Source organism: Shewanella sp. Iso12, assembly GCF_012030025.1.
Lineage (GTDB): Bacteria > Pseudomonadota > Gammaproteobacteria > Enterobacterales > Shewanellaceae > Shewanella > Shewanella algae.
The window spans coordinates 331,609-357,164 of the sequence record NZ_JAAUHW010000002.1 but is presented as its reverse complement, the minus strand read 5'-3'; the positions used below and the strand labels follow the sequence as shown (position 1 = coordinate 357,164).

The following is a 25,556-nucleotide window of genomic DNA, read 5'->3' as shown; positions in this document are numbered from 1 at the left end:
CCTATATGTTATCGACCGACTGACCCTTCAGTGCGGCCCGAATCGAATTGTCCATGCGTCTGGCGGCAAACTCCTGGGTCTGCGCATCCACCGCTTCTATCGCCGCCTTGATGGCATCAACATCGCCATTGGCAGCGGTTTCACTCAAGTCAGCCATGGCGCGGTCAACCAGAGTGCGCTCCTCCTGGCTGAGCAGCTCGCCATCTTTCGCCAGCGCCGAGTGCAGCGATTCCAGTACCCTGGCCGCTTCCACTCGCTGCTCGGTGAGCATTCTCAGCTCAATATCCTCTTTGGCATTCTGCATCGAATCTTTGAGCATTCCAGCAATTTCAGTATCACTCAAACCGAAGGAAGGTTTAACCTGGATGCTGGATTGCACTCCGGTAGACTTCTCCATGGCGGTGACACTGAGCAAGCCATCGGCATCTACCTGGAAGGTCACCCGAATATGCGCGGCGCCTGCGGCCAATGGTGGAATGCCCTTGAGGGTAAAGCGCGCCAGAGAGCGGCAATCGGCCACCAGTTCACGTTCCCCTTGCACCACATGAAACGCCATGGCGCTCTGACCGTCTTTGAAGGTGGTAAATTCCTGGGCTCTGGCAACCGGAATGGTGGTGTTACGCGGAATCACCTTCTCCACCAAACCGCCCATGGTTTCAATGCCGAGCGACAACGGGATCACATCCAGCAGCAGCAAATCCGAGTCAGGCTTGTTACCCACCAGGATATCGGCCTGTACCGCAGCGCCTATGGCGACCACGCGATCAGGGTCGATTGAAGTCAGCGGCGTCTTGCCAAAGAAGTCACCGACCATTTCCCGCACCAGAGGCACCCGGGTAGAGCCGCCAACCATCACGGTTTCCAGCACCTCGTCAGTATCCACTCCGGCATCACGTAGGGCCTTGCGGCAACCCTGAATGGTTTTCTTCACCAGCGTGTTGATCAACTGGTCAAACTCACTGCGACTCACCTCGGCTTCACACTCACTGCCATCTTTCAGTGTCAGCTTAGCAATAGTGCTGTCGCTATCGGTCAACGCTTCTTTTACCCGCCGGGCTTCCATCAGCAACTGCCGCGCTTCCTGGCTTGAAAGCGACTCCAGCGCCATGCGTTCACGCAGCAGGCCTTGCAGCAGCTCATCAAAGTCGTCACCACCCAGGCGCGAATCGCCACCGGTTGCAAGTACCTCAAACACGCCGCGGTTGAGGCGCAAAATAGAGATATCAAAGGTACCGCCGCCCAAGTCATAGACGGCAATGACGCCTTCCTGTCCCGAGTCCAGGCCATAGGCGATGGCGGCCGCAGTTGGCTCGTTGAGCAGGCGTAACACCTTGATACCGAGCAAAGCTGCCGCATCTTTGGTTCCCTGACGCTGGGCATCATCAAAATAAGCAGGCACTGTGATAACCACGCCTTCCAAAGGCCCGCCCAGGGTAGACTCGGCGCGGGCAATCAGGGGGCGCAATACCTCTGCAGACACCTGAACCGGATTCATCTTACCGGCGCAGGTCACAAACAGAGGCAGACCGTTTTCACTGGCTTCAAACTGATAGGGGAAAGCTTGCTCACCGCTTTGCACATCGGCCAAAGAGCGGCCCATGAAACGCTTCACCGACACTATGGTGTTTTCAGGATCCTTGGCCGAATCGGCCAGGGCATCGTGACCCACACGAACACCCTGCTCGCCATAGTGCACCACAGATGGTAATGAATGCCGGCCTTGCTCGTCGGCCAGCGTGCTCGCCTCGCCGCTGCGAACCGCAGCAACCAGGGAGTTGGTAGTACCCAAGTCTATCCCTGCGGCCAATCTGTGTTGGTGAGGAGCGGCCATTTGGCCGGGTTCAGCAATCTGCAAAAGTGCCATAGTCTTCCATCTTGTGTTTAAAAAGTTGGCCCAATCAAAAATTGAGCCAACCGTAGGAATATGCTTGAAGGCCGAAGGCGACGTCAGTCGAACAGCGCATCCTGGGCCCGCTGCAGTTCATCCTGCAATTTTGCCATAAACTTCAACTTGCGGACTTGATCTGCCGCGGCTATTGCGTCGGCCTCTTTGGAACTGTGAAGTTGGTTACGCAGCAGCTCTGTCACCTGCTTACGGTAAGCCGCAAATGAAACATCGAGCTCATCGATATCGCTCTGGGCATCGCCGCTCTGGCCTATCTCTTCCAGCGCTTCACGCCATTCCATCTGCTGCATCAAAAAGGCGGTGTCTTTAACCGTGGTGGTCTCGTGACTGATATCCACACCTTTGAGCGCCAACATATGTTCGGCCCGACGGATAGGATCTTTCAGGGTCTGAAAGGCGTCGTTTATCTGGGCAGTGCGGGAAATGGCCAGCAGTTTTTGCTGTTCACTGGCGTTGGCGAACTTGTCGGGATGCACCGCCCGCTGCAGATCGCGATAGCGACTGGCCAGCTCGGCGGTGTCCACATCAAAGGAGGGAGTTAAATCAAACAGCTCGAAATAATTCATATACTCTCAGGCAACGGTGAAACTCAAACCGTGAAGCTCTCACCGCAACCACACTCACCTTTGGCGTTAGGGTTATTGAATTTAAAGCCTTCGTTGAGTCCTTCCTTGACAAAGTCCAGCTCGATCCCCTGAAGATAGATGAAGCTTTTGGCATCTATGATGATGTTGACACCATCTATGTTGTAAACCTCATCATCTTCGTTGAGTTCGTCGACAAATTCCAGAACGTAAGCCATCCCGCTACAGCCTGAAGTCTTAAGCCCCAAGCGCAAACCTATGCCTTTTCCTCTGTTGCTCAGAAAGGCACGGACACGCTCGGCGGCGGCAGGCGTCATAGTAATAGCCATCTTAACTCCTGGCGTTATTTAGCTTGCTTGGACTTGTACTCTTCCAGAGCCGCCTTGATGGCGTCTTCGGCCAGAATCGAACAGTGGATCTTCACAGGTGGCAGAGCCAGCTCTTCTGCAATATCCGTGTTCTTGATGGCAGCCGCTTCCTCGATGGACTTGCCTTTAACCCATTCGGTCACCAAAGAGCTTGATGCGATGGCGCTGCCACAGCCATAAGTCTTGAAGCGAGCGTCTTCAATGATGCCCTGGTCGTCAATCTTGAGCTGCAGTTTCATCACGTCACCACAGGCAGGCGCACCCACCATGCCGGTCACTACGGATGGGTCGTTCTTGTCGAAAGAACCTACGTTACGCGGGTTCTCGTAATGATCTATCACTTTTTCACTGTAAGCCATGATACTGCTCCAAATTCATCTATCCGCGGGGATCAGTGGTGTGCCCACTGCACCTGGTTGAGGTCCACACCATCTTTGAACATTTCCCAAAGTGGTGACATTTCTCTCAGTTTGCCAATAGAGTTTTTAATGGTTTCGATTGCGTAGTCGATCTCTTCTTCGGAAGTGAAACGACCGATGGAGAAACGAATTGAGCTGTGCGCCATCTCGTCGTTCAGCCCCAGAGCACGCAGCACATAGCTGGGCTCCAGACTGGCAGAAGTACAGGCCGAGCCGGAAGATACGGCCAAGTCCTTGAGCGCCATCATCAGCGACTCGCCTTCCACATAGTTAAAGCTGACGTTCAAGCTGCCGCAGGCACGTTGCTCCATATCGCCATTGAGATAGGTTTCTTCGATATCTTTGATACCGTTCCACAGCTTGTCGCGCAGATAGCGAATACGTTCGTTATCTTTTTCCATATCGGCTTTGGCAATGGCTGCCGCTTCGCCCATACCCACAATTTGGTGAGTCGCCAGGGTGCCGCTGCGCATACCACGCTCATGACCACCGCCGTGCATCTGGGCTTCCAGACGAATACGAGGCTTACGGCGCACATACAGGGCACCTATGCCTTTGGGACCATACATCTTGTGACCCGAGATAGACATGAGGTCGACCTTGGTCTTTTGAATATCGATAGGCAGCTTACCGGCACTCTGGGCAGCATCCACATGGAAGATGATGCCTTTGCTACGGCACAGTTCGCCGATGGCATCAATATCGTGGATCACGCCAATCTCGTTGTTGACATGCATGATGCTGACAAGAATGGTGTCGTCGCGCATAGCCGCTTCCAGGCGCTCCATGGGAATAATACCGTTGGCCGCAGGTTCCAGGTAAGTGACCTCGAAACCTTCACGCTCCAGCTGACGGCAGGTATCCAGTACGGCCTTATGTTCTGTCTTGCTGGTGATGATGTGCTTACCCTTCTTCTGGTAGAAGTGGGCAACACCTTTGATAGCCAGGTTGTCAGATTCAGTGGCGCCGGAGGTGAACACGATTTCACGGGGATCGGCATTGATCAGCTCCGCGACCTGGTTGCGGGCAATATCCACTGCTTCTTCGGCCTGCCAGCCGTAGCGGTGTGAACGGGATGCGGGGTTACCGAATACACCGTCCATTGTCATGTACTGTACCATTTTGTCTGCAACCCGGGGGTCTACAGGCGTTGTTGCGGCATAATCCAAATAGATAGGAAGCTTCATTACACACTCCGTACTTCGCAGTCTCGGCCGAGGCTACATACAACGTACATTATTCGTTTTTATATCCACCAGAGGATCAGCTCAAGCGCTGACTCTCTGCTCCTGCTGCATCTTATCTTGCTTTACCGAGATGAACTGTACATCCCGTTTCTGCATCAGTGCAGCAAGGCTGATGCCATTTAAAAAGTCAGAAATCTGTTTGCTCAGGTCACCCCAGAGCGAATGCGTCAGACATCGGGTGCCACTCTGGCAATTCCCCTGTCCCTGACAACGGGTGGCATCGACAGATTCATCTACCGCATGTACCACCATGCCCACCGAGATATCATTGGCTTCCAGTCCGAGGCGGTAACCACCACCGGGACCGCGCACACTGGCGACCAAGCCTTGTTTTCTCAGTTTGGCAAAGAGTTGTTCTAGGTAAGAAAGGGAAATCCCCTGGCGCTCGGAAATATCTGCCAGCGGTACCGGCCCCTGCGCCGAATGTATGGCCACGTCCAGCATGGCTGTCACTGCGTAGCGACCCTTAGATGTAAGTTTCATAAAACGACCACGGCTCCCAAACAGGTATGTGGGAATTTCAACATACCCGAGCAATTTAGTCAAGTATAAATCCTACTTGTTTACTCGGGTATTAGTGGTTCATAAATCAGGTTGAATACCCTGTCTGCTTGGTGGGGTATTTAACCTTTTTCGCCGCGATTATTCAATGGCAAAAGCCCACAAAATAGCCATTAAGTATCAGATTATGGGATCAAACTCATCCATTGCCTGCTGGCGCTTTTCCGCCGCAGCGGTTTCGGCCTCGCTGAACTCGCCCACATCCAACTCAGGCAGGCGCTCGGTGCAAACACTGCCACCCATTTTCTGAACCGCCTGACAGACTTCCTGTACTTTGGAGTCCATCAGATGCATATGGTCCAGCATCTGGCCTATGGCATTGGCAACAGGGTCGGGGTTGTCGGGTGACACGGCGTAGGCGTCAAAACCATATTTCTTGGCCATGGCGCTGCGACGCTCGCTGGTTTCCTTGGACTGAGCCGACGCCACTGTGACAGCCCGGCCAGGAATACCCACAACAGTAGTGTCCTTGGGCACGTCTTTGACCACCACAGAGTTGGAACCAACCCGGGCACCATCATGCATGGTAATGGGGCCCAGCACCTTGGCCCCCGCTCCTATGACCACGTTATTGCCAAGGGTTGGATGACGTTTACCGGCTTGCCAGGTGGTGCCTCCCAAGGTCACTCCGTGATAAAGGGTACAATCATCGCCAATCTCGGCGGTTTCCCCTATAACAACTCCCATGCCGTGGTCGATGAAGAAGCGCCGACCTATGGTTGCGCCCGGGTGTATTTCCACCCCGGTAAGCCAACGGGAAAAGGTGGACAAACAGCGCGCCAGAAAACACCAATTGGCCTTCCACAGCTTATGACTGATACGGTGCAGCCAAATGGCCTGCATACCCGGGTAATTGAGCAATATTTCCAGCGCACCGCGCGCCGCAGGATCCCTATGGTAAATGGACCCTATGTCCTCTTTCAGTCTGGCTATCACACCCATCTTGATTCCTCGGATTACTCTTCTTTGCTGTCGACCTTTTTCTCTACCGATGTCAGGATCCCGCGCAGTATGTTCATCTCCTGCGTTTCGATTCTGGCACGGGTGAACAGGCGCCGCAGCTTGATCATCACCTGTCCCGGATGATTCTTGATAATAAAGCCGGTTTTTTGCAGTGTCCGTTCCAGATGTTCAAAGAAACGCTCATGATCTTCACTGCTGGGATACTCAACCAGCTCCTGCTCGGCTTGTTGATGCTTCTCCAGCCAAGCCACCCGGGTTTCATAACAGATAAGCTGCACCGCCTGGGCCAGGTTGAGTGAGCTGTATTCCGGGTTGGCGGGGATACACACATGATAGTGGCATTTCTGCAACTCTTCGTTGCTCAGGCCATGGCTTTCACGGCCAAAGACAATGGCGACCGGGCCCTGACTGCTCTCAAGCGCCAATTTACTGCCCGCTTCACGGGGTTCGAGCACGGGCCAGTCGAGAGTGCGGCTGCGGGCACTGGTGGCAATCACCAAGCTGCAGTCTTTAATCGCCTCTTCCAGGCTATCGACCTTGACCAGATGTTTGAGAATGTCGGAGGCACCGGCGGCAAGCGCAATGGACTGGCCATCTGGCTCAACTTTGGGCTCCGCCAGATAAAGGTTGGATAATCCCATTGTTTTCATGGCCCTGGCCACAGAACCTATATTTCCGGGATGCGTGGTACCTACCAGGACGACACGAATATTGGAGAGCATGGAACAACTTCAAAAATAAAAAATCAGGAGGCGGATGGTACCACAGGCACATTTTTTTGCTTATAGAAAAATCGCCATTTGATATAACTGACAACTAGGGTATAATCTGCGCCGAATTTTTGTCCGTTCTTTAACATCCAGGGGATTGCAATGCATCCGATGCTGACTATTGCCGTGCGCGCTGCTCGCGCTGCGGGCCAAACTATTATGCGTGCCTACACCGAACTCGACCGTATTGAAGTCGATGCCAAAGGTGTCAACGATTTTGTGACCAGTGTAGACAAGGAAGCAGAAGCAGCAATTATCTATCAGATCCGCAAGTCCTATCCCGACCACAGCATAGTGGGTGAGGAAAATGGCGAAAACCGCGGCACCAACCAAGATTATCTGTGGATTGTTGATCCTCTGGACGGCACCAATAACTTTGTTAATGGTGTACCTCACTTCGCCGTTTCCATCGCCATGCAGTACAAAGGCAAGACTGAAGTTGCCGTTGTTTATGATCCTGTTCGCGATGAACTGTTCAGCGCCGTACGTGGTAAAGGGGCCAAGCTGAATGATTTCCGTATCCGTGTAAACAATGTCAGCGATCTGGGCGCTAGTCTGGTTGCCACTGGCTTCCCTTTCAAGGCCCGTCAGCATACTGAAACTTATATGAAGCTGTTTGGCGAGACTTTCTCTCTGTGTGCCGACTTGCGCCGCGCCGGCTCAGCTGCGCTGGATCTGGCCTATGTGGCTGCCGGTCGTGTAGACGCCTTCTTCGAACTGGGCCTCAAGCCTTGGGATATCGCTGCCGGCGATCTGATTGTTCGTGAAGCCGGTGGTACAGTTACCGACTTCAGTGGTGGTCACAACTACTTGCTCTCTGGCCATATCGTTGCCGGTGCGCCTAAAGCCACCAGCCTGCTGGTCAAACGCTTCCGTCCCCTGTTGAGCGACGCTCTGAAGTAAGTTATCAGACAAGTGCTTAAGCAAACATCGCAATAGGCTGCTAAGTGCTGAAGTCTGTTGGTAAAAAAACCGCCTTATGGCGGTTTTTTTACGACTGAACGCCAAGAAGATAGAGCGGACTTCAATCCGTTCGAGTAAATCAGATTGAATCAAACAGGATTAAATCAATAAGGCTCTGGCTAAGCCAAGCCGGAATACCCAAGGATGGGGATCTTCGCTCAGTCTCTCATACAGATAACTCTTTGGATATATTTACCTGCATTTATATTACATCTTAAAATACCTGAGTATTTTGTTTGGGTATTTAAGGCAAGACTATGAGCAAATCCGGCACTCGCAACACTCAGGGTGGCATCCTCAACATCGATGAACCGGCCAACAAGCAGTTTCCGCTAGCGCTCTTCCGTTTGAGCTTCAGACCTTTTTTTCTCGGCGCCAGCCTGTTCGGCTTGTTGTCACTCTTGCTTTGGGGAGCGTTACTCAGTGGTCAAGTACCACTGACGCCCCACGCCAACCCTCTGTGGTGGCATGGTCACGAAATGCTGTTCGGCTTCACAGGCGCTGTTATCGCGGGCTTTTTGTTAACAGCAGTTCAAAACTGGACAGGGGTTCCAGGTATAAGAGGCTGGCCATTGCTGCTGCTCTGGTGTCTATGGCTGGCTCCCAGACTACTCTTGCTCGATGCCGGCATAGCCCCTTTTACTTTGGTCATGCTGCTGGATCTGGCCTTCTTCCCAGTCACGGCGCTGTTGCTCGGTTTAGCCGTTATTCGGGTCAAACAGTGGCGCAACCTGGTGTTTGTGCCGCTGCTGCTATTGCTCTTCGGTGCCAACCTCCTCTCTTATCTCGGCCTTGAACAGCCCGGATTGGCACAAAAAGCACTGCAAGCCGCAGCGCTGCTGGTCGTCCTCCTGGTGGCCCTGCTGGGTGGCAGGGTGATCCCCTTCTTTACCGAGCGCGCCACCGACTTTAACCGCAAGGCGCCAAACCCTTTACTCGAAGCGCTCAGCTTCGCCTCCTTACCCCTGATGCTTATCAGTCTATTTTTACCCTACCCTTGGCTAACACAAGCATTGGCCTTGCTGGCAGGTGCTGCGCTACTGCTGCGCTGGGCTCGTTGGGGCTGGCGCGCCAGTCTCAAGGTACCACTGCTGTGGTCACTGCATTTGAGTTACCTGTGTATTCCGATCGGGCTGCTGATTATCGGTGTCAGCGGTCAGATGATGTTGGGGTTTCATGCCCTGACCGTTGGCGGTATGGGTGGAATGATCCTGGCTATGATGGCGAGGGTATCTTTGGGGCATTCCGGCAGACCGCTGCAGATTGCCTGGCCCATGATACCCGCCTTTGGCTTGATATTACTGGCTGCAATATTGCGGGTTACGGCAGCTATTGTGCCCCAGGTAAGCCAAATCTTGCTGATGGGCGCGATTATCTGCTGGCTGATGGCATTTGCCACTTTTGTTTTGCTTTACGCACCAATCCTTTGCCGAGCGAGGCTGGATGGCCGCCCCGGTTAAAGGTTCTGTGAAAGCTATCACACAGATTTCGCGGCAGGCAGAAAATTTGCTGATACTATTTAGGAAATGATTTCAGGGAGTTTTCATGGAACTGTATCGCAAATACGGCTCTAAGAGCCTTAAAGCCGTCGAACATCTGGTGTTGATTGTTATTGCCATTGCCACAGTCGTCGCCATTGGCCAGGAGATAGTGCATATCTTCAAAATGGGGGCTGTGGCCCTTGCCGATCTGCTGTTGCTGTTTATCTATCTGGAAGTGTTGGCAATGGTGGCCAATTATGCCGAGTCCGGCAAGTTGCCTGTACGTATGCCACTCTATATCGCGATTGTAGCTTTGGCCCGTTACTTAATTTTGGATATGAAGTCGATGGAGGATTGGCGCATAGTAGCCATTTCAATCTCGACCCTGGTACTGGCGGCAACCGTAATAGTGATCCGCTGGGGGCAGTTGAAGATGCCCTACCCCAAGAATCAAGAGTATGACAACTGAATTCAATGAGCCCGGCAAACGCCGGGTTCTTTTTTATCGGCTCGAGATAACCGGCCGCAGTTACCGACAAATCTATGCTATTTTTAAAACACTTATACCATTGCACATGAGAGTTGACTCACTCAGCAAAAATAAAAGCTGTGGTGGCAAATAGGGCAAGAAAGGTTTATCAGGGTAGTTCGACCTTGGCCTTGGATGCATACACGGCAACGAGTGACTCTAACTTAGATAATGCATGGGAAACTGCCGACTATCCATTGAATTAAAGGGGACCGACATGGATGAAAATCTGGATGACTTTATCGAAAGACGCAGATCACTGCGAGTCGATCTGGAGGCGGAGCGGATCAGGCTTCATTGGTTGGATAAAGCGGGCAATGAGCACATTGACGATGGTGTCTGTATCGATCTGTCCAGACGGGGAATTTTGTTTGAATACAGTCAGCCTTTTGCCTTGGGAGAACTGGTATCCGTGACCTTCCATGCCGGAACCGATGCCCAAAACACTGTAAAAGGACAGGTGTGCCGTTGCAGCGAGAGTCATCCAAAGAGTTTTCACATCGCTATGCAACTTATCTAGACTCCGACGCAGTATCCGGGGTGTTCTATACTTTAATTCAACATAAGTACCGAGGACACGGGGAGAAAATTCATGATACTGCTCGTAGGTGGGGAGAAAGGTGGTAGTGGCAAGAGCTGCCTGGCCCAGAATTTGGCTGTACACATTACCCAGAAATATCAGGCCAATGTACTGATGGTCGACTGTGACCCACAGCGCACCACATCCGACTGGATCCAGGCCCGTAACAATGACCCTTCCCTGCCGGCCATCAACTGTATTCAGCTCTACGGCAAGATCCGCAACGATCTCCTGAGTCTCGATGAACGTTTCGACTATGTGATAGTCGACTGTGGCGGTCAGGACAACCTGGCAATGCGCGCCGCCATGTCGGTTGCCAGCTATGTGGTGATCCCCTTGAGGCCCAAGCGGCGCGATTTGAAGACCTTGCCCCATATGGAAGATATGCTCAGCACCTGTAAGATGGTCAATCCCAAGATGGTGGCGACAATTGTACTGACCCAATGCCCGGCCCTGCCCTCACAGTTCAAACGCATTCTTGAAGCCAAGGATGTGGTCAACTCATTCGGTCTCAGGGTGCTGGATTCAGTGACCTTCAGCCGTAACATTTATGATGACAGCGAAGAAAAAGGCTCCTCGGTCATCGAAATTGAGCCCGATGGAAAAGCCGCCGAGGAAATTCGCAATATCGCCGACGAGCTGTTAGCCATTCCGCCGGAAAACTCTTATGAGCTTAACTGATCTCAAACGCCAAAAGATCAAACCCAAGGCAAAGAAGGTCTCTGTCGAGGATTTTATCGAAGATGCCAACAACTATGCTCATGGGAAACCCAGCCGCTTAACCGGGATAGCGGCCGCCAAATCCCAAACGGGTCTGGATAAAAAATCCACCCGTCTCTATCGCCATGCCACTTTTACCTTGACCGAAGCCAGCATCAGCCAGCTGGACAGCATCGCCCGTAAGACAGGTATTGCCAAATCCAGGCTACTGCGGATCTTCATTCGCGACTTTCATAACCTGAGCGATAAAGCCCAGGCCGAAATGATCGCCCGAGATGAGGCAGGCGAAACTCAGTGACGGCAAATTTTGCTCTCAAGGGTGCGCAGCCCCTGAGGTGATTCGATAAATTTGCCCTTGGCGGCCAGGAAGTTGAGCAAGGCGTCGGCATCCATTCCCTCTGCGCTGCAGGTATGATAACGGGCGTCTTTACCGAAACGCTCCTGCATCAGTGCCTTGAGATTGTTCCTCTGAATGGGAGCGGTTTGTTCCAGCAACAACTGCAGCACCTGATGGCCATGTACCGAAGAATTCATGTATCCTCCACAAAATAATGAGTCGCTGCCGATTTTTAACGGATTTTGCTGCAGCATTCCCTGATTTTGCGCAACTTGTTTGTCATTATGGCGGCGGTTTGCTTGTGCAAGAGGAGTTTTCATGTCCCTTATTCTATTGCTGACACAACAGATGAGCCTGTATTTGGTGATTGTTTATCTGGTCAGCAAGACCCCTTTGTTCAAGCTGTTTACTGAGGCATCGACCCGGCTGCCCCATAAGATCTTTCTCTATCTGGTATTTTCCAGCTTTTGCATCATGGCCACTTACTTTGGTGAGCAGACCCATGGTGCCATCGCCAATACCCGCGCCATGGGCGCCGTACTCGGTGGCCTGCTCGGCGGCCCGACAACAGGTTTGCTGGTCGGCCTGACGGGAGGTTTACACAGGTATAGCTTGGGTGGTTTTACCGATCTGGCCTGCGCGGTTTCCACCACCCTGGAAGGTTTATCCGCCGGGATGATCAGCTATTATCTGCGCCGTCAGGGCAAGGCCGAGTTGGTATTCAATCCCATTCTGGTGTGTCTTATCACCTTTTATGCCGAGATGATGCAGATGAGCATTATCCTGCTACTGGCAGAGCCTTTTGATGAAGCCTGGGATTTGGTGCGCCAAATAGCCCCACCCATGTTGCTGGTCAACTCCATAGGCGCAGCCCTGTTCATGAGCATGGTGCGGGACCAAAAAACCATGTTCGATAAGCTCTCGTCCAGTTTCTCTACCAAGGCGCTGAAAATCGCCGAGCGCAGTGTGGGCCTCTTGAGCTCCGGCTTCAACGAGGAAACCAGCACCCAGGTTGCCAAGATAGTCATAGAGGAAACCAGTGTCGGCGCCGTGGCCATCACAGACAGGGAAAAACTCTTGGCCTTTATCGGCATAGGAGCCGATCACCACTTGCCCGGCACTCTGATATCGTCCCAAATAACCCTGGATGCCATACAGCAGAATAAGGTGATGTTTGCCGACGGAGTAGAGGTTCCCTATGCCTGCTCCATCTCCCCCGGTTGTAAATTAGGTTCCAGTTTGGTGATCCCGCTTCGCAGCGACAATGAGGTCATAGGGACCATTAAACTGTATGAACCCAAGAACAAGCTGTTTCTCAATATCAACCGTACTCTGGGGGAAGGTATCGCCCGCCTGCTGTCGAATCAGATTCTCTATGGCCGTTTCGAGCAGCAGCAAAACCTGCTAACCCAGGCCGAGCTCAAACTGTTGCAAGCTCAGGTCAACCCGCATTTCCTGTTCAACGCGCTCAATACCATAGGGGCTATCATTCGTCGCGATCCGCCCATGGCCAGAACCTTGCTGCAACAGCTGAGTCAGTTTTTACGGATTAACCTCAAGCGTACTGCCGGCCTGGTGACCCTAGGAGATGAGCTTGAGCATATCGAAGCCTATCTCACCATAGAAAAGGCCCGTTTCATTGACAAGCTCGAGGTAGATATCGCCATTCCCGAATCTCTGCTGGCGATCAGAGTGCCGGCCTTTACCCTGCAACCCATCATAGAAAACGCGGTCAAACACGGCACTTCGCATCTGATAGACACTGGCCGTATTCAGGTAGAAGGCCGCCGCACCGATGACAGGCTCATACTGGAAGTCACGGATAATGCAGGGCTCTATCAACCCGCCGAAGAATCTGACGGCCTGGGGATGAACCTGGTGCACAAAAGAATACAGAATCTCTTCGGTACAGATTACGGTGTCAGTGTCGAATGCCGGCGCGACAGTTACACTAGCGTCAGCATACATTTACCCATAACGGAAACAGCCCTGTGATCACTTGTCTTATTGTCGATGACGAACCTTTTGCCCGAGAAGAGTTGGCAGAGCTGCTGCTTCAGGCCGGCGACATTGAAATTCTCGGCCAATGTGGCAACGCCATAGAAGCCATGCAAGCGATAGCCAAGCTCAAGCCTCAATTGCTGTTCCTGGATATTCAAATGCCAAGGATCAGCGGCATGGAGCTTATCGCCATGCTGGATCCCGACAATATGCCCAGAGTAGTGTTTGTTACCGCCTACGATGAATTTGCCGTCAAGGCCTTCGATAACCATGCCTTCGACTATCTGCTCAAACCCCTGGATGAGAAGCGCCTCAGCCAGACCCTGGATAAGCTTCGCCGGGATCTCAGGCCTCAGTCGCTGTCGGCCATAGCGCCACAACAACTGCAACACCTGCCCTGCTTCAGCGGCAACCGTCTCAAGGTGGTCCCTGTCACCGAGGTGGAGTTTGTCTTCAGCGATCTCGGTGGGGTGCATGTGGCGACCGCCAGGGAGAAGGTTCATACCCAGTTGACACTGAAGCTACTGGAAGAAAAAACCCCGCTGCTCAGATGCCATCGCCAGTATCTGGTGGCGCCCACTGCCATTGCCGAGATAGAACTGCTGGAAACAGGCGCCGAGGTCACCACTCGCAGCGGCGCCAAGATCCCGGTATCGAGACGCTTTCTCAAGCCGCTGAAACAGCTGTTTGGTTACCAGTAAAGCACAAGCTAACAACCGCTCGGCACCCTAGATAACCGCTCACCCCCGACTTTTGACCGCTAACCCAGTTCCCGCTGGGCCTTGTAACCAAAGTGTTTACAATTGCGTCAACTCAAATCGGGGAGATAACAACTATGATGTGGTTTTTGCTGTGTGTCGGTCTGTTGATCGGCGGCTACTTCATCTACGGTACTTTTGTAGAAAAAATATTCGGGATTAACAATAAAAGACAAACACCCGCCTACGCCCAAACAGATGGTGTCGACTATGTGCCCATGTCCAAGGGCAAAGTCTACCTTATCCAACTGCTGAACATAGCCGGTGTGGGCCCTATTTTCGGCCCTATTCTGGGGGCCCTTTACGGCCCGGCGGCCATGTTGTGGATTGTTATCGGCTGTATCTTTGCCGGTGCCGTGCATGACTACTTCTCCGGCATGCTGTCGGTACGTAACGGCGGTCAGTCAGTGCCTAACCTGGTGGGTAAATACCTTGGCAAAGGCGCCAAGAATTTTATGAACATCTTCGCCATCATACTGCTGTTGTTGGTGGGTGTGGTGTTTATCTCAGCTCCGGCCGGCTTGCTCGGTAAACTCACCGGAGGCAGCGTCGGCCTGTTTGTCGGTATCATCTTTGTTTACTACCTGATTGCCACCATAGTGCCGGTAGACAAAATTATAGGTCGCCTTTATCCCTTCTTCGGCGCCTTGCTGCTGTTCATGTCTGTCGGTTTGACCATAGCCATAGTGCTGTCCAGTGAGCATACTCTGCTGCCTGGCTTTGAAGCCGGTGACTTCCTGCAGAACCTGAATCCGGACAATGCCCCACTGTGGCCGGCGCTCTTCATCACCATCGCCTGTGGTGCCGTTTCAGGTTTCCATGCAACCCAGTCTCCCTTGATGGCCCGCTGTGTTGAAAATGAATCCAATGGCCGCTTCGTGTTCTACGGCGCCATGATAGGCGAAGGTATCATTGCCCTTATCTGGTGTGCCGTGGCCCTGTCTTTCTTCGACGGCGTCGAAGGGCTTAAAGCCGGTATGGACGGCAACCCTGCCAACGTGGTTTACGGTGCTTCAACCGGTCTTCTCGGTGCTGTCGGTGGTTTTATGGCGGTGCTTGGAGTCATCATTCTGCCTATCACTTCCGGCGATACTGCCTTCCGCTCCGCCAGGCTGATCTTGTCTGAGTACTTCAATATGCCTCAAACAGAGATGCCCAAGCGATTGATGCTGGCAATTCCGCTGTTCGTCATAGGGGCGATACTGACCCAGGTGGACTTCGGTGTAATTTGGCGCTACTTCGGGGTCGCCAACCAGGCAACAGCGGTAATGATGCTGTGGACAGCCTCGGCCTACCTGTTGCGCCACAACAAGCTGCACTGGATCTGTACCATTCCGGCGATGTTTATGACCACGGTAGTGATAAGCTTCCTGCTCAACTCCAGTACCCTGGGTGCCGGTCTGCCAATGACAGTATCCACCATCAGCGGCATAGTGGTGACCCTGCTGGTAACCGCCCTGGTGATAATAAAGACCAAAGGCCGTAACGAGGTCGATGAGGTGATCCCTGAAGAGGGTTAAGCTCAGGAAACCTGCATAACCCAAGAGCCGCCCTTTTGAGGCGGCTCTTGTTATTTAAAACAACTCGCAGCAACCGAAACAATCACAGCGCCAAGGGCTTCAACACCTTGGGCTCCACCATCACACTGGCACTGTCGCTGCTCAGGTAAATAATCCCATCGCTGATATTGCAGCCCAGTTTCATTGAGCGGCTGACCAATTGCGCCATCTCCTTCACCTGCTCTTCGGGTATCTCCCAAACCTTGAGGTTGGCATAACGGTTAAAGGCATGCTGATTCTGTTGCCACCATATAGGCACGCTACGGCCACCATAGGTAAACAGCTGCACTTCATCGGCGCGGCCGCTGGCCTTGCGCAGCCATTTTTCATCGCTCTGGCCAAACTCGACCCATAAACGAATATCACCGTTGAGCTCGCGATCCCAAAGTTCAGGCTCATCATCGACACACAAGCCCTTGCTGAAGGCCAAACTGTCAGTGGCGTTGAGCGCAAAGGCCAGCAAGCGCACCATCATACGCTCGTCGGTTTCCGACGGATGCTGGGCAATGGTCAGCTGATGATCCTGATAATAATGCCTGTCCATGTCAGCAATACTGAGCTGAACTTTAAAAATACTCGCCTTCAAGGCCATGATAACTTCTCTGTGATAAGGAGGCTGATGCTACCTCAATAAGGAAATAAAGGGGTTAAATAGCGCCGGGGCGCAAATGTTTGGCGAACGGAAACGCCGCCTTGAGCCTGGCGACTTCGTTTGCGTCGGCCAGACGCAACATCCGCATACCGGCTTGATAGGATGCCAACAGGCCACTGTCTGCCATGGGCGCAGTGCGTGACGCGTCCCGGCGGATAAGCTCCAGCAACTCAGCCGTAGGGGCAGCATCTGTTATCAGGCTGTCTATCCGTTGCAGCATAGGCATCGCGGCCAGCGGCAACAACTGCAGATGACAGTCATCTGTCAACAGCAGTAACTCCCCTTGGGCTTCACCTAAGGCAAAGCTCAACTCGAAATTCTCCCGGGTGCTGGCGTCAAACCTGTCACCATTGAGCTTAAAGAAATGCTCCCAGAAGCGCCGCCTGGCATCCACCGAAGGCAGGCGCTGCTGCACTTCCTCTCTGTGCTCGGCGATAAAATCCAGCAAAGGGCTGAGGCTTGGCGGCAGCAGAGTTTCAAGTTTGGCTCGCAAGTCTCTTGCAAACACAGGCGCGGCGCCTGCTGTGCTGATAGCCATTACCAGTCGCCCTCTATCGACGATTGAGGGGGTGATAAAATCACACTCGGATGGGGTGTCGACCACATTGACCCATACGCCAAGCTCGCGTGCCTTGGACGCCAGGGTTTGGTTCAGATGACTGTCGGCTGTAGCCAGATAAACCAGCTCTCGCTCGGCAAGATCCCGCTCCTCTGCGCATCGGCGCGACAGCCAAATTCGGCCGCTGGCCGCATAGGCTTCCACCTCGGCGCTCACCTTGGGCGCCACAACGTGAATTTCGGCTTCGGTTCTGGCCAAGAGATCCAGTTTGCGGCTGGCCACTTCACCGGCACCGACCAGCAGCACTCTTATCCGCGATGTATCAACAAAAAGGGGAAAATATTGCATTAATCCTGTACCAAAGGCAGTTCGTGGGCGCACCAGGCTCGATAACCACCGGCAAGCGAGGCCACATTTCGGTATCCCAGCTGTTGCAGGCTCAGTGCTGCCAATAAGGCGCGTTGCCCACCGCCACTATAGAGTAACAGTGCGGCCGACTTGTCCGGAAATCGCTTGGCAATATCACGCTCCAGTATGCCGCGGGACAAGTGTTTGGCCAGCGGCAGACGATCTATGAGCCACTCATGATCTTCACGTAAATCGATGAGTTGCCAACCGTCGTCCTGCTGATACTCTTCAATGCTCAGCTCACGGACCTGGCCTCTTGCCTGTTCGACCAAGGCCATAAAATCAAGGCTGTTTGTCATTTGCCACTCTCCGGCTGTGCCAGCGATAACTTAATTATGGCACTCGCTGCGTTCGGCGCTGCACTGCCAACAGAGCTCAAAACTGGCATCGTTGAATTCATGACATTGCAGGCACTGCCACTGGGGTCTATCGGCATTGAGACTGGCCAGCTGCGATTGAGCCTGCTCCTGCTGAGATTCCGGGACCCAAAGTTCAACGGTTTGCATATCAACCGGCAACTCTCCCACACCGCCCAGCAGAGCTTCACCACGCAGTTCGACCCTCAATCCTGAGGTCTCAAGCATTCCCTTCCAGGTATGAGCCTGCAGCAGATTACCACCGGCTACCATGACTTTTCGTTCTTCCATGTTTCTTCCTACAACTTTAGGCTCTGCCGCAGCAGAGAAATTAAGGAATGGATCCTGTGGAAGGATCCGCTGCCCATGCTACTGATAAACGCCTGGACTGTCGAGTGACAGAATTAAGTGAATTTACTTTTTGATAACAAAACCGCAAATCTACACCAAAAACTGATTGGGGAGCCTGACTTCAAAATCGTTTCCAGCTATCCAGACACAAAAAAGCCACCCGCGGGTGGCTTTCTCAACTTGGGTTTATCAGGGCATCAGCGAGGGCTGATCGGCGCCTTCTTTCTCTACTTCCACCGGCATCATATGCTCACGATTGATCCCAAGCTTAATTGCCAGGAAGCTCGCCACATAGATGGAGGAGTAAGTACCCACCAAAATCCCCATCAGCAATGCCGTGGCAAAGCCATGGATCAGAGTGCCGCCCTTGAGGAACAGCGCAACCACAGTAATAAGCGTGGTTCCGGTGGTGATAATGGTACGGCTCATGGTCTGGGTGATTGAGGTATTCACCACTTCCACAGGTGTTGCCTTACGCATCTTGAGGAAGTTCTCACGGATACGGTCAAACACCACGATAGTATCGTTGAGCGAGTAACCCACCACGGTCAGTAAGCCTGCCAGTACCGTCAGGTCAAACTCCAACTGCAGGAAGGAGAACAAGCCCAGTGTCACTATCACGTCGTGCGCCAGTGCGGCAACCGAGCCCATGGCCAGACGCCACTCGAACCGGAAAGAGACGTAGATAAGAATACAGATAAGCGCAACCAGTACCGCCAGGCCGCCCTGCTCTGCCAATTCTTTACCGACCTGAGGGCCGACAAATTCTACGCTCTTTTGCTGCACAGCCTGGTCTTGTTTGGCTGCAGCGGCGAAGACTTCCTTGACCTGAAGGTCGCTCTTGATGCCTTCTCGCACCTGCAGGCGCACTACCACATCGCGGCTGGAACCGAAGTTCTGTACCACGGCGCCCGAGGTCAGCTCAGTGTCCAAGGCAAGACGCAGCTCGTCCAGGTTAGCGGGTTTACTGAATTCCATGATGACAGAGGTGCCACCGGTGAAATCCAGTCCCCAGTTGATCCCCTTGGTTGCCAGGGAAGCCAGGGAAGCCACTACCAGCACTGCCGACATAATACTGATGGGCAGAGCGTGACGCAGGAAGTTGATAGAGCCTTTAAATGATAAAATCTGCAACATAATCAGCTTCCTCAGATCGACAGTTTCTTCACGCGCTTGCCGCCCCACATGGCGTTTACAATCGCCCGGGTGCCGACAATAGCGGTAAACATGGATGTCGCGATACCTATCATCAGGGTCACGGCGAAGCCTTTGATGGCGCCGCTGCCCACTGCGAACAGGATAAGTGCGGTGATGAAGGTAGTAATGTTGGCATCGGCAATGGTGGAGAACGCGTTGCCATAACCTTCATGAATAGCCTGCTGAACACTGCGACCTGCGCGAAGCTCCTCACGGATACGCTCATAGATAAGCACGTTGCCATCCACCGCCATACCCACGGTCAGCACCATACCGGCGATACCCGGCAGAGTCAGCACTGCGCCCGGGATCATCGACATCACACCAACAACCATGATCAGGTTGGCACACAGCGCCAGGTTGGCAATAACACCAAAGGCGCGGTAGTAGATCAGCATGAAGATCAATACCACGGCCATACCCCAGAGCATCGCCTGCATCCCATTTTCAATGTTTTCGGCACCCAGGCTTGGGCCTATGGTGCGTTCTTCCACTATGGATACAGGTGCAATCAGCGCGCCGGCACGCAGCAGCAACGCCAGGTTCTGGGCTTCACCATGAGACAGACCCGTGATAACAAAGTTACGGCCGAGGCGAGCCTGAATGGTTGCGACAGAGATCACTTCCTCTATCTTATCCATCTTCACGCTGCCGTCAGGGTTACGCTTGCCGCTGTCCTTATACTCGATGAACAGAGTTGCCATCGGTTTGCCGATGTTGTCCTTGGTCACGTTGGAGAAGATACTGCCGCCCTTGGCGTCCAGGCTGATACTCACCTGAGGCCGGCTGTATTGGTCGAAGCTTGGCTGAGCGCCGGTAATATGATCACCGGTCAGCATCACCTCTTTCTTCAATACGGCAATACCGCCTTCACGACGAGGATACACCTCGGAACCGGGTGGCACCCGTCCCGATTGCGCCGCATTCATGTCGGCTTTCTCATCGACCATATGGAATTCAATGGAAGCGGTCGCCCCGAGGATCTCTTTGGCGCGAGCCGTATCCTGTACCCCAGGCAGTTCTACGATAATGCGCTCGGCGCCTTGACGTTGTACAACGGGTTCAGCAACCCCAAGTTCGTTCACCCGGTTACGAATAGTGGTGATGTTCTGCGACAGAGCGTCTTCTTTCACCTGCTTGAGGTAGACTTCGCTCATGGTGGCCATCAGGGCAAAGTTGCTGCCCTCGCTGGCATCGCTGAATACCATATCGTTGGAGCGACTCTTCAGGAAACTCTCGGCCTTGGCCAGGTTCTCGGCATCGCGGAACTTGATCTCAATACCTTTGGCCGTAGCCTTGACACCCGAGTAGCGGATCCCCTCTTCCCGCAGCTGACTGCGGAAATCGGCGATCTTGGCTTCTTCCATCTTGCGAATGGCTTCGCCCATGTCCACTTCCATCAGGAAGTGCACACCACCACGAAGGTCAAGACCCAGTTTCATCGGTGAACCACCGAGAGACTCAAGCCAAGCCGGTGTGGCCGGTGCCAGGTTCAACGCCACGCTGAACTTGTCACCCAAGGCTTCGGCTATCGCTTCTTTGGCCAACAACTGCTGTTCGGCATTGTTGACTCTGACAAGTAACTGACCGTTTTCCAACTCGGAACGCTTGACACCTATCCCCTTGCTTTGCAGCAAGTCGTTAACCTGTGTCTGGGTAGTGACAGTCACATCCGCACCGCGGGTGCCCACCACTTGTACCGCGTGATCCTCACCAAAGAGGTTAGGTACGGCATAGAAAGCCCCGATGGCGATGATAATCACCACCATCAAGTTCTTCCATAAAGGATACTTATTTAACACGCCTCAGCCCCCTTGGCTTATAGCGACTGGATAGAGCCTTTTGGCAATACCGCCGCGATATAATCTTTTTTGATGGTGATCTGGGTGCTGTCGTTCAGGCTCAGCAGAACATAATCATTCTCGTCGCTGATCTTGGCAATTTTGCCTATGATGCCACCGCTGGTCAGGACTTCGTCGCCCTTACCCAGGGACGCCATCAGATTTTTGTGCTCTTTAACACGCTTGGACTGAGGACGGAAGATCATGAAATAGAAGATCAGACCGAAGATCACCAGCATGAACACCAATTCCATGGTACCGCCAGACTGAGGAGCACCGGCCGCACTAGCGTAAGCATTTGAAATAAACATATTTTTCTCTTCTTATCAGCAAATAAAATCAATCCACCAATTCAGGTACTTCACGGCCTTGACGACCATAGAAGTCCTTCACAAAGGCGTCTAATGTACCTGTCTCAATGGCGCCGCGCAAACCTTCCATTAACCTTTGGTAGTAACGCAGGTTATGTATGGTATTGAGACGGGCCCCGAGAATTTCATTACAGCGGTCCAGATGGTACAGATACGCCCGTGAGTAGTTCTTACAGGTGTAGCAGTCACATTCCGGATCCAGCGGTGATGTGTCGTCACGATGCCGCGCGTTGCGGATCTTGATAACACCTTCTGTGACAAACAGGTGGCCGTTGCGGGCATTACGGGTTGGCATCACACAGTCAAACATGTCGATACCGCGACGTACGCCTTCAACCAGATCCTCCGGTTTGCCTACCCCCATCAAATAACGGGGCTTGTCTGTTGGGATCTGCGGACAAACATGCTCCAGTACTCTGTGCATGTCCGCCTTGGGTTCCCCTACAGCCAAGCCGCCGACGGCATAGCCGTCAAAACCTATTTCCAACAAGCCCTTGAGGCTTTCATCACGCAGATCTTCATAGACACTGCCCTGAATAATCCCGAACAGTGAGTTGGGGTTTTCCAGGCGGTCGAACTCATCCCGTGAACGTTTTGCCCAGCGCAGTGACATCTGCATCGACTTGCGGGCTTCGTCATGAGTGGCCGGATACGGCGTGCACTCATCGAAAATCATCACCACATCCGAGCCGAGCGAATATTGGATCTGCATCGACTTCTCGGCATCCATGAAAATCTTTTCGCCGTTAATGGGCGAGCGGAAATGCACCCCTTCTTCGGTGATCTTGCGGATATCACCGAGACTGAAAACCTGGAAACCACCCGAGTCGGTAAGAATCGGCCGTTGCCAGTTCATGAAATCATGCAGGTCACCATGCTTACGCATGATCTCTTCACCTGGGCGCAGCCAGAGGTGGAAAGTGTTCCCAAGCAGAATATCGGCTCCGGTGGCGCGCACTTCTTCCGGAGTCATCCCCTTCACAGTGCCGTAAGTTCCAACCGGCATAAAAGCCGGGGTTTCGACAGTGCCACGGTCAAAAATCAATCGGCCCCGGCGTGCGCGGCCATCAGTTGTATCCAATTCAAATTTCATGATTTACCTCGTCAGAGAAACAGTCTGACCTTAATTACGCGGACTTAGGCCGCAGCGTATAGACAACAGAGGGTCAAAAAGGCAAAAGGTTCACCCTTAAGACAAAATACCCGCTCATTGAGGCGGGTATTTTAAAACAAAAGTCATAATCAGTGAGCTTTTTTAGTCACAAACATGGCATCACCGTAACTGAAAAAGCGGTATTTTTCGGCAATCGCGTGCCGATAGGCGTTCATCACCTCATCAAAGCCGGCAAAAGCACTGACCAACATGATGAGCGTCGACTCCGGCAGGTGGAAGTTGGTGACCATGGCATCCACTACCTGAAACTCATATCCGGGATAGATGAAAATATCTGTATCCCCTTTGAAGGCCTGCAATTCGCCTTCACTGGCGCGGGCTGCGCTCTCGAGCGAGCGCACCGAAGTGGTGCCAACCGCGATCACCCGTTTCCCGGCCGCCTTGGTGTTGTGGATTTTTGTCACCACCTCGGCCGGCACTTCGGCCCACTCAGAATGCATCTTGTGTTCCAGCACGTTATCGACCCTCACCGGCTGAAAAGTACCGGCGCCAACATGCAGGGTCACAAAGGCAATATCCACGCCTTTGGCTTTCAGCTCGGCCAACATATTGTCATCAAAGTGCAAACCGGCTGTCGGCGCCGCAACCGCACCCGGGGTTTGGTTATAAACTGTCTGATAGCGCTCTTTGTCGGCATCTTCATCGGGACGGTCTATATAGGGTGGCAACGGCATATGGCCTACCTGCTCAAGCACTTCGAGTACACTCGGACCGGATACCAGTTCAAGTTCAAACAGCGCATCGTGACGCGCTATCATCAACATCTTGAAGCCGCCATCGAGTAAAATTTCACTGCCTTCTTTCGGCGACTTGGAGCTGCGCACATGGGCAAGCACCCGCTTATCATCCAGCATCCGCTCCACCAGGATTTCCAGCTTACCGCCGGTTGCCTTCTGCCCAAATAGGCGCGCCGGAATAACCCGGGTATTGTTGAATACCATGAGATCGCCTGGCTGAACCAGGTTCAACAATTCGGTGAAGCGGCAGTCGCTAAGGGCCCCGCTGTTACCATCCAGAGTCAATAATCTGGACGCACTGCGTTTCTCCATAGGGAACTTGGCAATCAGTTCCTCTGGAAGATCGAAAGAAAAGTCTGCTACACGCATGAATGGGCCTCGGCTTAGCTGGAAACGGCGGCTAGTCTAGGGATTTGAGGCGTTAAGATCAAGGCTCCAGCGGTTCGTTTGCCGTTTCGGCAAGGGGCTTGTTGTCATCGAAGGGCTCGCGCCGATATTCGAGTTGCTCGAACGGAATGTCCACCTCGACCCTGCGTCTCTGGGGCCGGGGCGTTTTGTTGATAAGTTTATTGAACCAGTCCCACATCATCCTTGATCCTCTGCGTCACCGAACGCTAAGCGTAGCATCTTATTTCACTGAGCAAAAAGAGAACATTCATCGAGGCGCCAGAGACTGTTTTCATTTGCCGGCTTGTCATGGTAACTTGAGGGCGAATTCGACACCCAGTAGCCAATATGAACTTCCTTGCACACCTGCATCTGGCCGATATCAGCCAAACCTCTCTCGGCGCCAATCTCGCCGGCGACTTTGCCAAAGGCAATATCCAACAGTTTCCCAAACATTTGCAACAAGGGCTCTGGCTCCATAGACAGATAGACAAGTTGACCGATAGCCACGAGTTAACCCGCGAGTTAGTGCGTACTTTCCCCAAGCCGCTTGCCAGAGTGGCGCCTGTACTGATGGATTTGGCCTTTGACCATATGCTGGCCAAATACTGGGAGGAATATCATCATCAACCTTTAGCTGCCTTTTGCAACAAGGCCTACGAGAGCCTAAGGCAAACTCCCTCCCTACCCGAAGGCTTAACCAAACTGGCGCCTGTGATGGAACAGCAGAATTGGCTATTGAGTTATCAAAGCCGCCAGGGACTCAACAGTGCGGTGACAGGTGTGAGTCGCCGCCTTTCAAAACCTGAGCTGTTCAACGGCGCCCAACAGGCGCTGCAAAAACTCGATACCGAAATTGAAATCGCCTTTCGAACCTTTTACCCGCAATTGATGGCTTACAGCCGGATATGGGCCAGAAAGACCCCGGCAGAATTTCTCTGATTGAGGCAAAGTGCCAACTGCCACGTTCGGTGAACCCACAAAGCCACTTTTGCCGGGCCTATGGCTTTGTTAGAATTGCGCCTTCACGAAGGAGAGTTCATGCAAGTTTTTGAGTACCGCCCACCGGCCCTGCCCTGGCTCGATATCCGCTATCTGGATCGCGATATTATCATCATCAACAAGCCATCCGGGCTGTTGTCCAACCCTGGTCGCGCCGCCGTAACCCATGACTGCGCCCTCACCCGCTTGCAACGCCTGTATCCGGAAACCATATTGGTGCACAGGCTGGACTGCGCCACCTCAGGGATCATGGTTTTCGCCCGCAACAAGGCCGCCGAGTCCAGTCTCAAGACTCAGTTTCAAGAGCGGCAAAGCGATAAACTGTATGTGGCCGAGGTGGCAGGATATCTTGAACAGCCAGCCGGTGTTATCGACTTGCCACTGGCAGCGGATAAGGCCAATCCGCCTCTGCAGCAAGTCTCGGAGCAAGGTAAGAGAGCGGTCACTCACTACAAGGTACTTGAGCGCCGTGAAGATTCCACCCTGGTGGCATTGCAACCGGAAACCGGCCGGACTCACCAGCTCAGAGTCCACATGCTCGCATTGGGGCATCCGATTTTAGGGGATGATTTCTATGGTGGGTGTGAGATTGAAAATGCCCGTCCGCGGCTCTGTCTGCATGCTGCCAGCCTGGCATTTTGCCACCCTTACTCGGGCGCCGAGATGCATTTTGTCAGCCTGTCACCTTTCTGACCCTTGCAAGGCTTGATAAAGAAAGCCTTAGAAAAAACAGCTAAAGAAAACGCCCGCTTAGCGGACGTTTTCTTTTCAAGAC

30 protein-coding genes are annotated in these 25,556 nt (G+C 53.1%); 11 read left to right on the top strand and 19 right to left on the bottom strand.

Going from position 1 to position 25,556, the window contains the following annotated elements:
• Position 1: 1 nt before the first annotated feature.
• From hscA to trmJ, 8 genes are all read right to left on the bottom strand, one after another.
• The gene (gene hscA / locus HCX89_RS05605; RefSeq protein ID WP_167715334.1) at positions 2-1,864 is read right to left on the bottom strand and encodes a Fe-S protein assembly chaperone HscA; all 1,863 of its coding nucleotides are present in this window, start codon (positions 1,862-1,864) and stop codon (positions 2-4) included.
• 83 nt (positions 1,865-1,947) lie between these two features.
• A complete protein-coding gene (gene hscB, locus HCX89_RS05600) occupies positions 1,948-2,472 on the bottom strand; it encodes a co-chaperone HscB (RefSeq protein WP_025011493.1) in 525 nt (174 codons plus the stop codon).
• Between the two features lie 23 nt (positions 2,473-2,495).
• Positions 2,496-2,819: an iron-sulfur cluster assembly protein IscA gene (iscA, locus tag HCX89_RS05595; RefSeq protein WP_025011492.1), complete on the bottom strand. Its 324-nt coding sequence runs from the start codon at positions 2,817-2,819 to the stop codon at positions 2,496-2,498.
• A 14-nt stretch (positions 2,820-2,833) separates the two neighbouring features.
• Positions 2,834-3,217, bottom strand: coding sequence for a Fe-S cluster assembly scaffold IscU (gene iscU / locus HCX89_RS05590; RefSeq protein WP_025011491.1), 384 nt, complete (start codon positions 3,215-3,217; stop codon positions 2,834-2,836).
• Positions 3,218-3,249: 32 nt separating this feature from the next.
• Positions 3,250-4,464, bottom strand: coding sequence for an IscS subfamily cysteine desulfurase (locus HCX89_RS05585; protein ID WP_025011490.1), 1,215 nt, complete (start codon positions 4,462-4,464; stop codon positions 3,250-3,252).
• 81 nt (positions 4,465-4,545) lie between these two features.
• On the bottom strand, positions 4,546-5,007 hold the full coding sequence (gene iscR, locus HCX89_RS05580) for a Fe-S cluster assembly transcriptional regulator IscR (protein ID WP_025011489.1): 462 nt from the start codon (positions 5,005-5,007) through the stop codon (positions 4,546-4,548).
• Between the two features lie 198 nt (positions 5,008-5,205).
• Positions 5,206-6,027, bottom strand: a complete 822-nt coding sequence (cysE, locus tag HCX89_RS05575; RefSeq protein ID WP_025011488.1) for a serine O-acetyltransferase — start codon at positions 6,025-6,027, stop codon at positions 5,206-5,208.
• A gap of 14 nt (positions 6,028-6,041) precedes the next feature.
• The gene (gene trmJ, locus HCX89_RS05570; protein WP_025889458.1) at positions 6,042-6,770 is read right to left on the bottom strand and encodes a tRNA (cytosine(32)/uridine(32)-2'-O)-methyltransferase TrmJ; all 729 of its coding nucleotides are present in this window, start codon (positions 6,768-6,770) and stop codon (positions 6,042-6,044) included.
• 150 nt (positions 6,771-6,920) lie between these two features.
• Between trmJ and suhB the strand changes: the two genes are divergently transcribed.
• From suhB to HCX89_RS05540, 6 genes are all read left to right on the top strand, one after another.
• Positions 6,921-7,721: an inositol-1-monophosphatase gene (gene suhB / locus HCX89_RS05565; RefSeq protein WP_144166664.1), complete on the top strand. Its 801-nt coding sequence runs from the start codon at positions 6,921-6,923 to the stop codon at positions 7,719-7,721.
• A 353-nt stretch (positions 7,722-8,074) separates the two neighbouring features.
• A complete protein-coding gene (locus HCX89_RS05560; RefSeq protein ID WP_167715432.1) occupies positions 8,075-9,241 on the top strand; it encodes an NnrS family protein in 1,167 nt (388 codons plus the stop codon).
• 85 nt (positions 9,242-9,326) lie between these two features.
• Positions 9,327-9,731, top strand: coding sequence for a phosphate-starvation-inducible protein PsiE (locus HCX89_RS05555; protein ID WP_028781034.1), 405 nt, complete (start codon positions 9,327-9,329; stop codon positions 9,729-9,731).
• Positions 9,732-10,008: 277 nt separating this feature from the next.
• Positions 10,009-10,311 carry a PilZ domain-containing protein gene (locus HCX89_RS05550; RefSeq protein WP_025011485.1) on the top strand — a complete coding sequence of 101 codons (303 nt, stop codon included), beginning with the start codon at positions 10,009-10,011 and terminating at the stop codon, positions 10,309-10,311.
• A gap of 72 nt (positions 10,312-10,383) precedes the next feature.
• Positions 10,384-11,052, top strand: a complete 669-nt coding sequence (locus HCX89_RS05545; protein WP_025011484.1) for an AAA family ATPase — start codon at positions 10,384-10,386, stop codon at positions 11,050-11,052.
• Positions 11,039-11,389, top strand: coding sequence for a hypothetical protein (locus tag HCX89_RS05540; protein WP_025011483.1), 351 nt, complete (start codon positions 11,039-11,041; stop codon positions 11,387-11,389). Before HCX89_RS05545 ends, HCX89_RS05540 begins: the two co-directional genes overlap by 14 nt.
• On the opposite strand, the gene HCX89_RS05535 is transcribed toward HCX89_RS05540, so the two are convergent.
• Entirely contained in the window at positions 11,383-11,625 is a 243-nt protein-coding gene (locus HCX89_RS05535; RefSeq protein ID WP_025011482.1) for a YecH family metal-binding protein, read from the bottom strand. The genes HCX89_RS05540 and HCX89_RS05535 overlap by 7 nt on opposite strands.
• Before the next feature lie 121 nt (positions 11,626-11,746).
• On the opposite strand from HCX89_RS05535, the gene HCX89_RS05530 reads away from it, so the two are divergent.
• From HCX89_RS05530 to HCX89_RS05520, 3 genes are all read left to right on the top strand, one after another.
• Positions 11,747-13,423: a sensor histidine kinase gene (locus HCX89_RS05530; RefSeq protein WP_167715332.1), complete on the top strand. Its 1,677-nt coding sequence runs from the start codon at positions 11,747-11,749 to the stop codon at positions 13,421-13,423.
• Positions 13,420-14,130: a two-component system response regulator BtsR gene (btsR, locus tag HCX89_RS05525; RefSeq protein ID WP_025889454.1), complete on the top strand. Its 711-nt coding sequence runs from the start codon at positions 13,420-13,422 to the stop codon at positions 14,128-14,130. The genes HCX89_RS05530 and btsR overlap by 4 nt, the downstream gene beginning before the upstream one ends.
• A gap of 134 nt (positions 14,131-14,264) precedes the next feature.
• Positions 14,265-15,707 (top strand): carbon starvation protein A, encoded by a 1,443-nt coding sequence (locus HCX89_RS05520; protein WP_167715330.1) that lies wholly within the window; start codon positions 14,265-14,267, stop codon positions 15,705-15,707.
• Between the two features lie 82 nt (positions 15,708-15,789).
• On the opposite strand, the gene HCX89_RS05515 is transcribed toward HCX89_RS05520, so the two are convergent.
• The 10 genes from HCX89_RS05515 to HCX89_RS05470 all read right to left on the bottom strand — a co-directional run bounded on the left by HCX89_RS05515 (position 15,790) and on the right by HCX89_RS05470 (position 23,981).
• Positions 15,790-16,338 carry a YaeQ family protein gene (locus HCX89_RS05515; RefSeq protein ID WP_167715328.1) on the bottom strand — a complete coding sequence of 183 codons (549 nt, stop codon included), beginning with the start codon at positions 16,336-16,338 and terminating at the stop codon, positions 15,790-15,792.
• Positions 16,339-16,393: 55 nt separating this feature from the next.
• The gene (locus HCX89_RS05510) at positions 16,394-17,305 is read right to left on the bottom strand and encodes a bifunctional precorrin-2 dehydrogenase/sirohydrochlorin ferrochelatase (RefSeq protein ID WP_167715326.1); all 912 of its coding nucleotides are present in this window, start codon (positions 17,303-17,305) and stop codon (positions 16,394-16,396) included.
• A complete protein-coding gene (locus tag HCX89_RS05505) occupies positions 17,305-17,664 on the bottom strand; it encodes a rhodanese-like domain-containing protein (protein ID WP_167715324.1) in 360 nt (119 codons plus the stop codon). The genes HCX89_RS05510 and HCX89_RS05505 overlap by 1 nt, the downstream gene beginning before the upstream one ends.
• Before the next feature lie 30 nt (positions 17,665-17,694).
• Complete coding sequence (locus HCX89_RS05500; RefSeq protein ID WP_025011475.1) at positions 17,695-18,012, bottom strand: DUF2007 domain-containing protein; 318 nt, start codon at positions 18,010-18,012, stop codon at positions 17,695-17,697.
• Between the two features lie 249 nt (positions 18,013-18,261).
• Positions 18,262-19,209 carry a protein translocase subunit SecF gene (secF, locus tag HCX89_RS05495; protein WP_096142294.1) on the bottom strand — a complete coding sequence of 316 codons (948 nt, stop codon included), beginning with the start codon at positions 19,207-19,209 and terminating at the stop codon, positions 18,262-18,264.
• Positions 19,210-19,220: 11 nt separating this feature from the next.
• Complete coding sequence (secD, locus tag HCX89_RS05490) at positions 19,221-21,071, bottom strand: protein translocase subunit SecD (protein WP_044734800.1); 1,851 nt, start codon at positions 21,069-21,071, stop codon at positions 19,221-19,223.
• A gap of 17 nt (positions 21,072-21,088) precedes the next feature.
• Positions 21,089-21,421: a preprotein translocase subunit YajC gene (gene yajC / locus HCX89_RS05485; protein ID WP_025011473.1), complete on the bottom strand. Its 333-nt coding sequence runs from the start codon at positions 21,419-21,421 to the stop codon at positions 21,089-21,091.
• 28 nt (positions 21,422-21,449) lie between these two features.
• The gene (gene tgt, locus HCX89_RS05480) at positions 21,450-22,574 is read right to left on the bottom strand and encodes a tRNA guanosine(34) transglycosylase Tgt (RefSeq protein WP_028781041.1); all 1,125 of its coding nucleotides are present in this window, start codon (positions 22,572-22,574) and stop codon (positions 21,450-21,452) included.
• 149 nt (positions 22,575-22,723) lie between these two features.
• Complete coding sequence (queA, locus tag HCX89_RS05475) at positions 22,724-23,761, bottom strand: tRNA preQ1(34) S-adenosylmethionine ribosyltransferase-isomerase QueA (RefSeq protein WP_044734801.1); 1,038 nt, start codon at positions 23,759-23,761, stop codon at positions 22,724-22,726.
• Between the two features lie 58 nt (positions 23,762-23,819).
• Positions 23,820-23,981 (bottom strand): hypothetical protein, encoded by a 162-nt coding sequence (locus HCX89_RS05470; RefSeq protein ID WP_156029248.1) that lies wholly within the window; start codon positions 23,979-23,981, stop codon positions 23,820-23,822.
• Between the two features lie 146 nt (positions 23,982-24,127).
• Between HCX89_RS05470 and HCX89_RS05465 the strand changes: the two genes are divergently transcribed.
• The gene (locus HCX89_RS05465; RefSeq protein WP_028781043.1) at positions 24,128-24,721 is read left to right on the top strand and encodes an ACP phosphodiesterase; all 594 of its coding nucleotides are present in this window, start codon (positions 24,128-24,130) and stop codon (positions 24,719-24,721) included.
• A gap of 99 nt (positions 24,722-24,820) precedes the next feature.
• Entirely contained in the window at positions 24,821-25,474 is a 654-nt protein-coding gene (locus HCX89_RS05460; protein ID WP_167715321.1) for an RluA family pseudouridine synthase, read from the top strand.
• The last annotated feature ends 82 nt before the right edge of the window (positions 25,475-25,556 follow it).

What these genes read in the sequence shown, in the direction of transcription:
- hscB (WP_025011493.1), bottom strand. Translation starts at nt 2,472, where the DNA reads ATGAATTATTTCGAGCTGTTTGATTTAACTCCCTCCTTTGATGTGGAC.
- HCX89_RS05545 (WP_025011484.1), top strand. Translation starts at nt 10,384, where the DNA reads ATGATACTGCTCGTAGGTGGGGAGAAAGGTGGTAGTGGCAAGAGCTGC.
- iscA (WP_025011492.1), bottom strand. Translation starts at nt 2,819, where the DNA reads ATGGCTATTACTATGACGCCTGCCGCCGCCGAGCGTGTCCGTGCCTTT.
- HCX89_RS05540 (WP_025011483.1), top strand. Translation starts at nt 11,039, where the DNA reads ATGAGCTTAACTGATCTCAAACGCCAAAAGATCAAACCCAAGGCAAAG.
- suhB (WP_144166664.1), top strand. Translation starts at nt 6,921, where the DNA reads ATGCATCCGATGCTGACTATTGCCGTGCGCGCTGCTCGCGCTGCGGGC.
- HCX89_RS05470 (WP_156029248.1), bottom strand. Translation starts at nt 23,981, where the DNA reads ATGATGTGGGACTGGTTCAATAAACTTATCAACAAAACGCCCCGGCCC.
- HCX89_RS05500 (WP_025011475.1), bottom strand. Translation starts at nt 18,012, where the DNA reads ATGGAAGAACGAAAAGTCATGGTAGCCGGTGGTAATCTGCTGCAGGCT.
- queA (WP_044734801.1), bottom strand. Translation starts at nt 23,761, where the DNA reads ATGCGTGTAGCAGACTTTTCTTTCGATCTTCCAGAGGAACTGATTGCC.
- HCX89_RS05505 (WP_167715324.1), bottom strand. Translation starts at nt 17,664, where the DNA reads ATGACAAACAGCCTTGATTTTATGGCCTTGGTCGAACAGGCAAGAGGC.
- iscU (WP_025011491.1), bottom strand. Translation starts at nt 3,217, where the DNA reads ATGGCTTACAGTGAAAAAGTGATAGATCATTACGAGAACCCGCGTAAC.
- HCX89_RS05535 (WP_025011482.1), bottom strand. Translation starts at nt 11,625, where the DNA reads ATGAATTCTTCGGTACATGGCCATCAGGTGCTGCAGTTGTTGCTGGAA.
- HCX89_RS05520 (WP_167715330.1), top strand. Translation starts at nt 14,265, where the DNA reads ATGATGTGGTTTTTGCTGTGTGTCGGTCTGTTGATCGGCGGCTACTTC.
- HCX89_RS05510 (WP_167715326.1), bottom strand. Translation starts at nt 17,305, where the DNA reads ATGCAATATTTTCCCCTTTTTGTTGATACATCGCGGATAAGAGTGCTG.
- HCX89_RS05515 (WP_167715328.1), bottom strand. Translation starts at nt 16,338, where the DNA reads ATGGCCTTGAAGGCGAGTATTTTTAAAGTTCAGCTCAGTATTGCTGAC.
- tgt (WP_028781041.1), bottom strand. Translation starts at nt 22,574, where the DNA reads ATGAAATTTGAATTGGATACAACTGATGGCCGCGCACGCCGGGGCCGA.
- HCX89_RS05550 (WP_025011485.1), top strand. Translation starts at nt 10,009, where the DNA reads ATGGATGAAAATCTGGATGACTTTATCGAAAGACGCAGATCACTGCGA.
- iscR (WP_025011489.1), bottom strand. Translation starts at nt 5,007, where the DNA reads ATGAAACTTACATCTAAGGGTCGCTACGCAGTGACAGCCATGCTGGAC.
- HCX89_RS05465 (WP_028781043.1), top strand. Translation starts at nt 24,128, where the DNA reads ATGAACTTCCTTGCACACCTGCATCTGGCCGATATCAGCCAAACCTCT.
- secF (WP_096142294.1), bottom strand. Translation starts at nt 19,209, where the DNA reads ATGTTGCAGATTTTATCATTTAAAGGCTCTATCAACTTCCTGCGTCAC.
- trmJ (WP_025889458.1), bottom strand. Translation starts at nt 6,770, where the DNA reads ATGCTCTCCAATATTCGTGTCGTCCTGGTAGGTACCACGCATCCCGGA.
- HCX89_RS05530 (WP_167715332.1), top strand. Translation starts at nt 11,747, where the DNA reads ATGTCCCTTATTCTATTGCTGACACAACAGATGAGCCTGTATTTGGTG.
- cysE (WP_025011488.1), bottom strand. Translation starts at nt 6,027, where the DNA reads ATGGGTGTGATAGCCAGACTGAAAGAGGACATAGGGTCCATTTACCAT.
- hscA (WP_167715334.1), bottom strand. Translation starts at nt 1,864, where the DNA reads ATGGCACTTTTGCAGATTGCTGAACCCGGCCAAATGGCCGCTCCTCAC.
- HCX89_RS05555 (WP_028781034.1), top strand. Translation starts at nt 9,327, where the DNA reads ATGGAACTGTATCGCAAATACGGCTCTAAGAGCCTTAAAGCCGTCGAA.
- HCX89_RS05460 (WP_167715321.1), top strand. Translation starts at nt 24,821, where the DNA reads ATGCAAGTTTTTGAGTACCGCCCACCGGCCCTGCCCTGGCTCGATATC.
- HCX89_RS05585 (WP_025011490.1), bottom strand. Translation starts at nt 4,464, where the DNA reads ATGAAGCTTCCTATCTATTTGGATTATGCCGCAACAACGCCTGTAGAC.
- yajC (WP_025011473.1), bottom strand. Translation starts at nt 21,421, where the DNA reads ATGTTTATTTCAAATGCTTACGCTAGTGCGGCCGGTGCTCCTCAGTCT.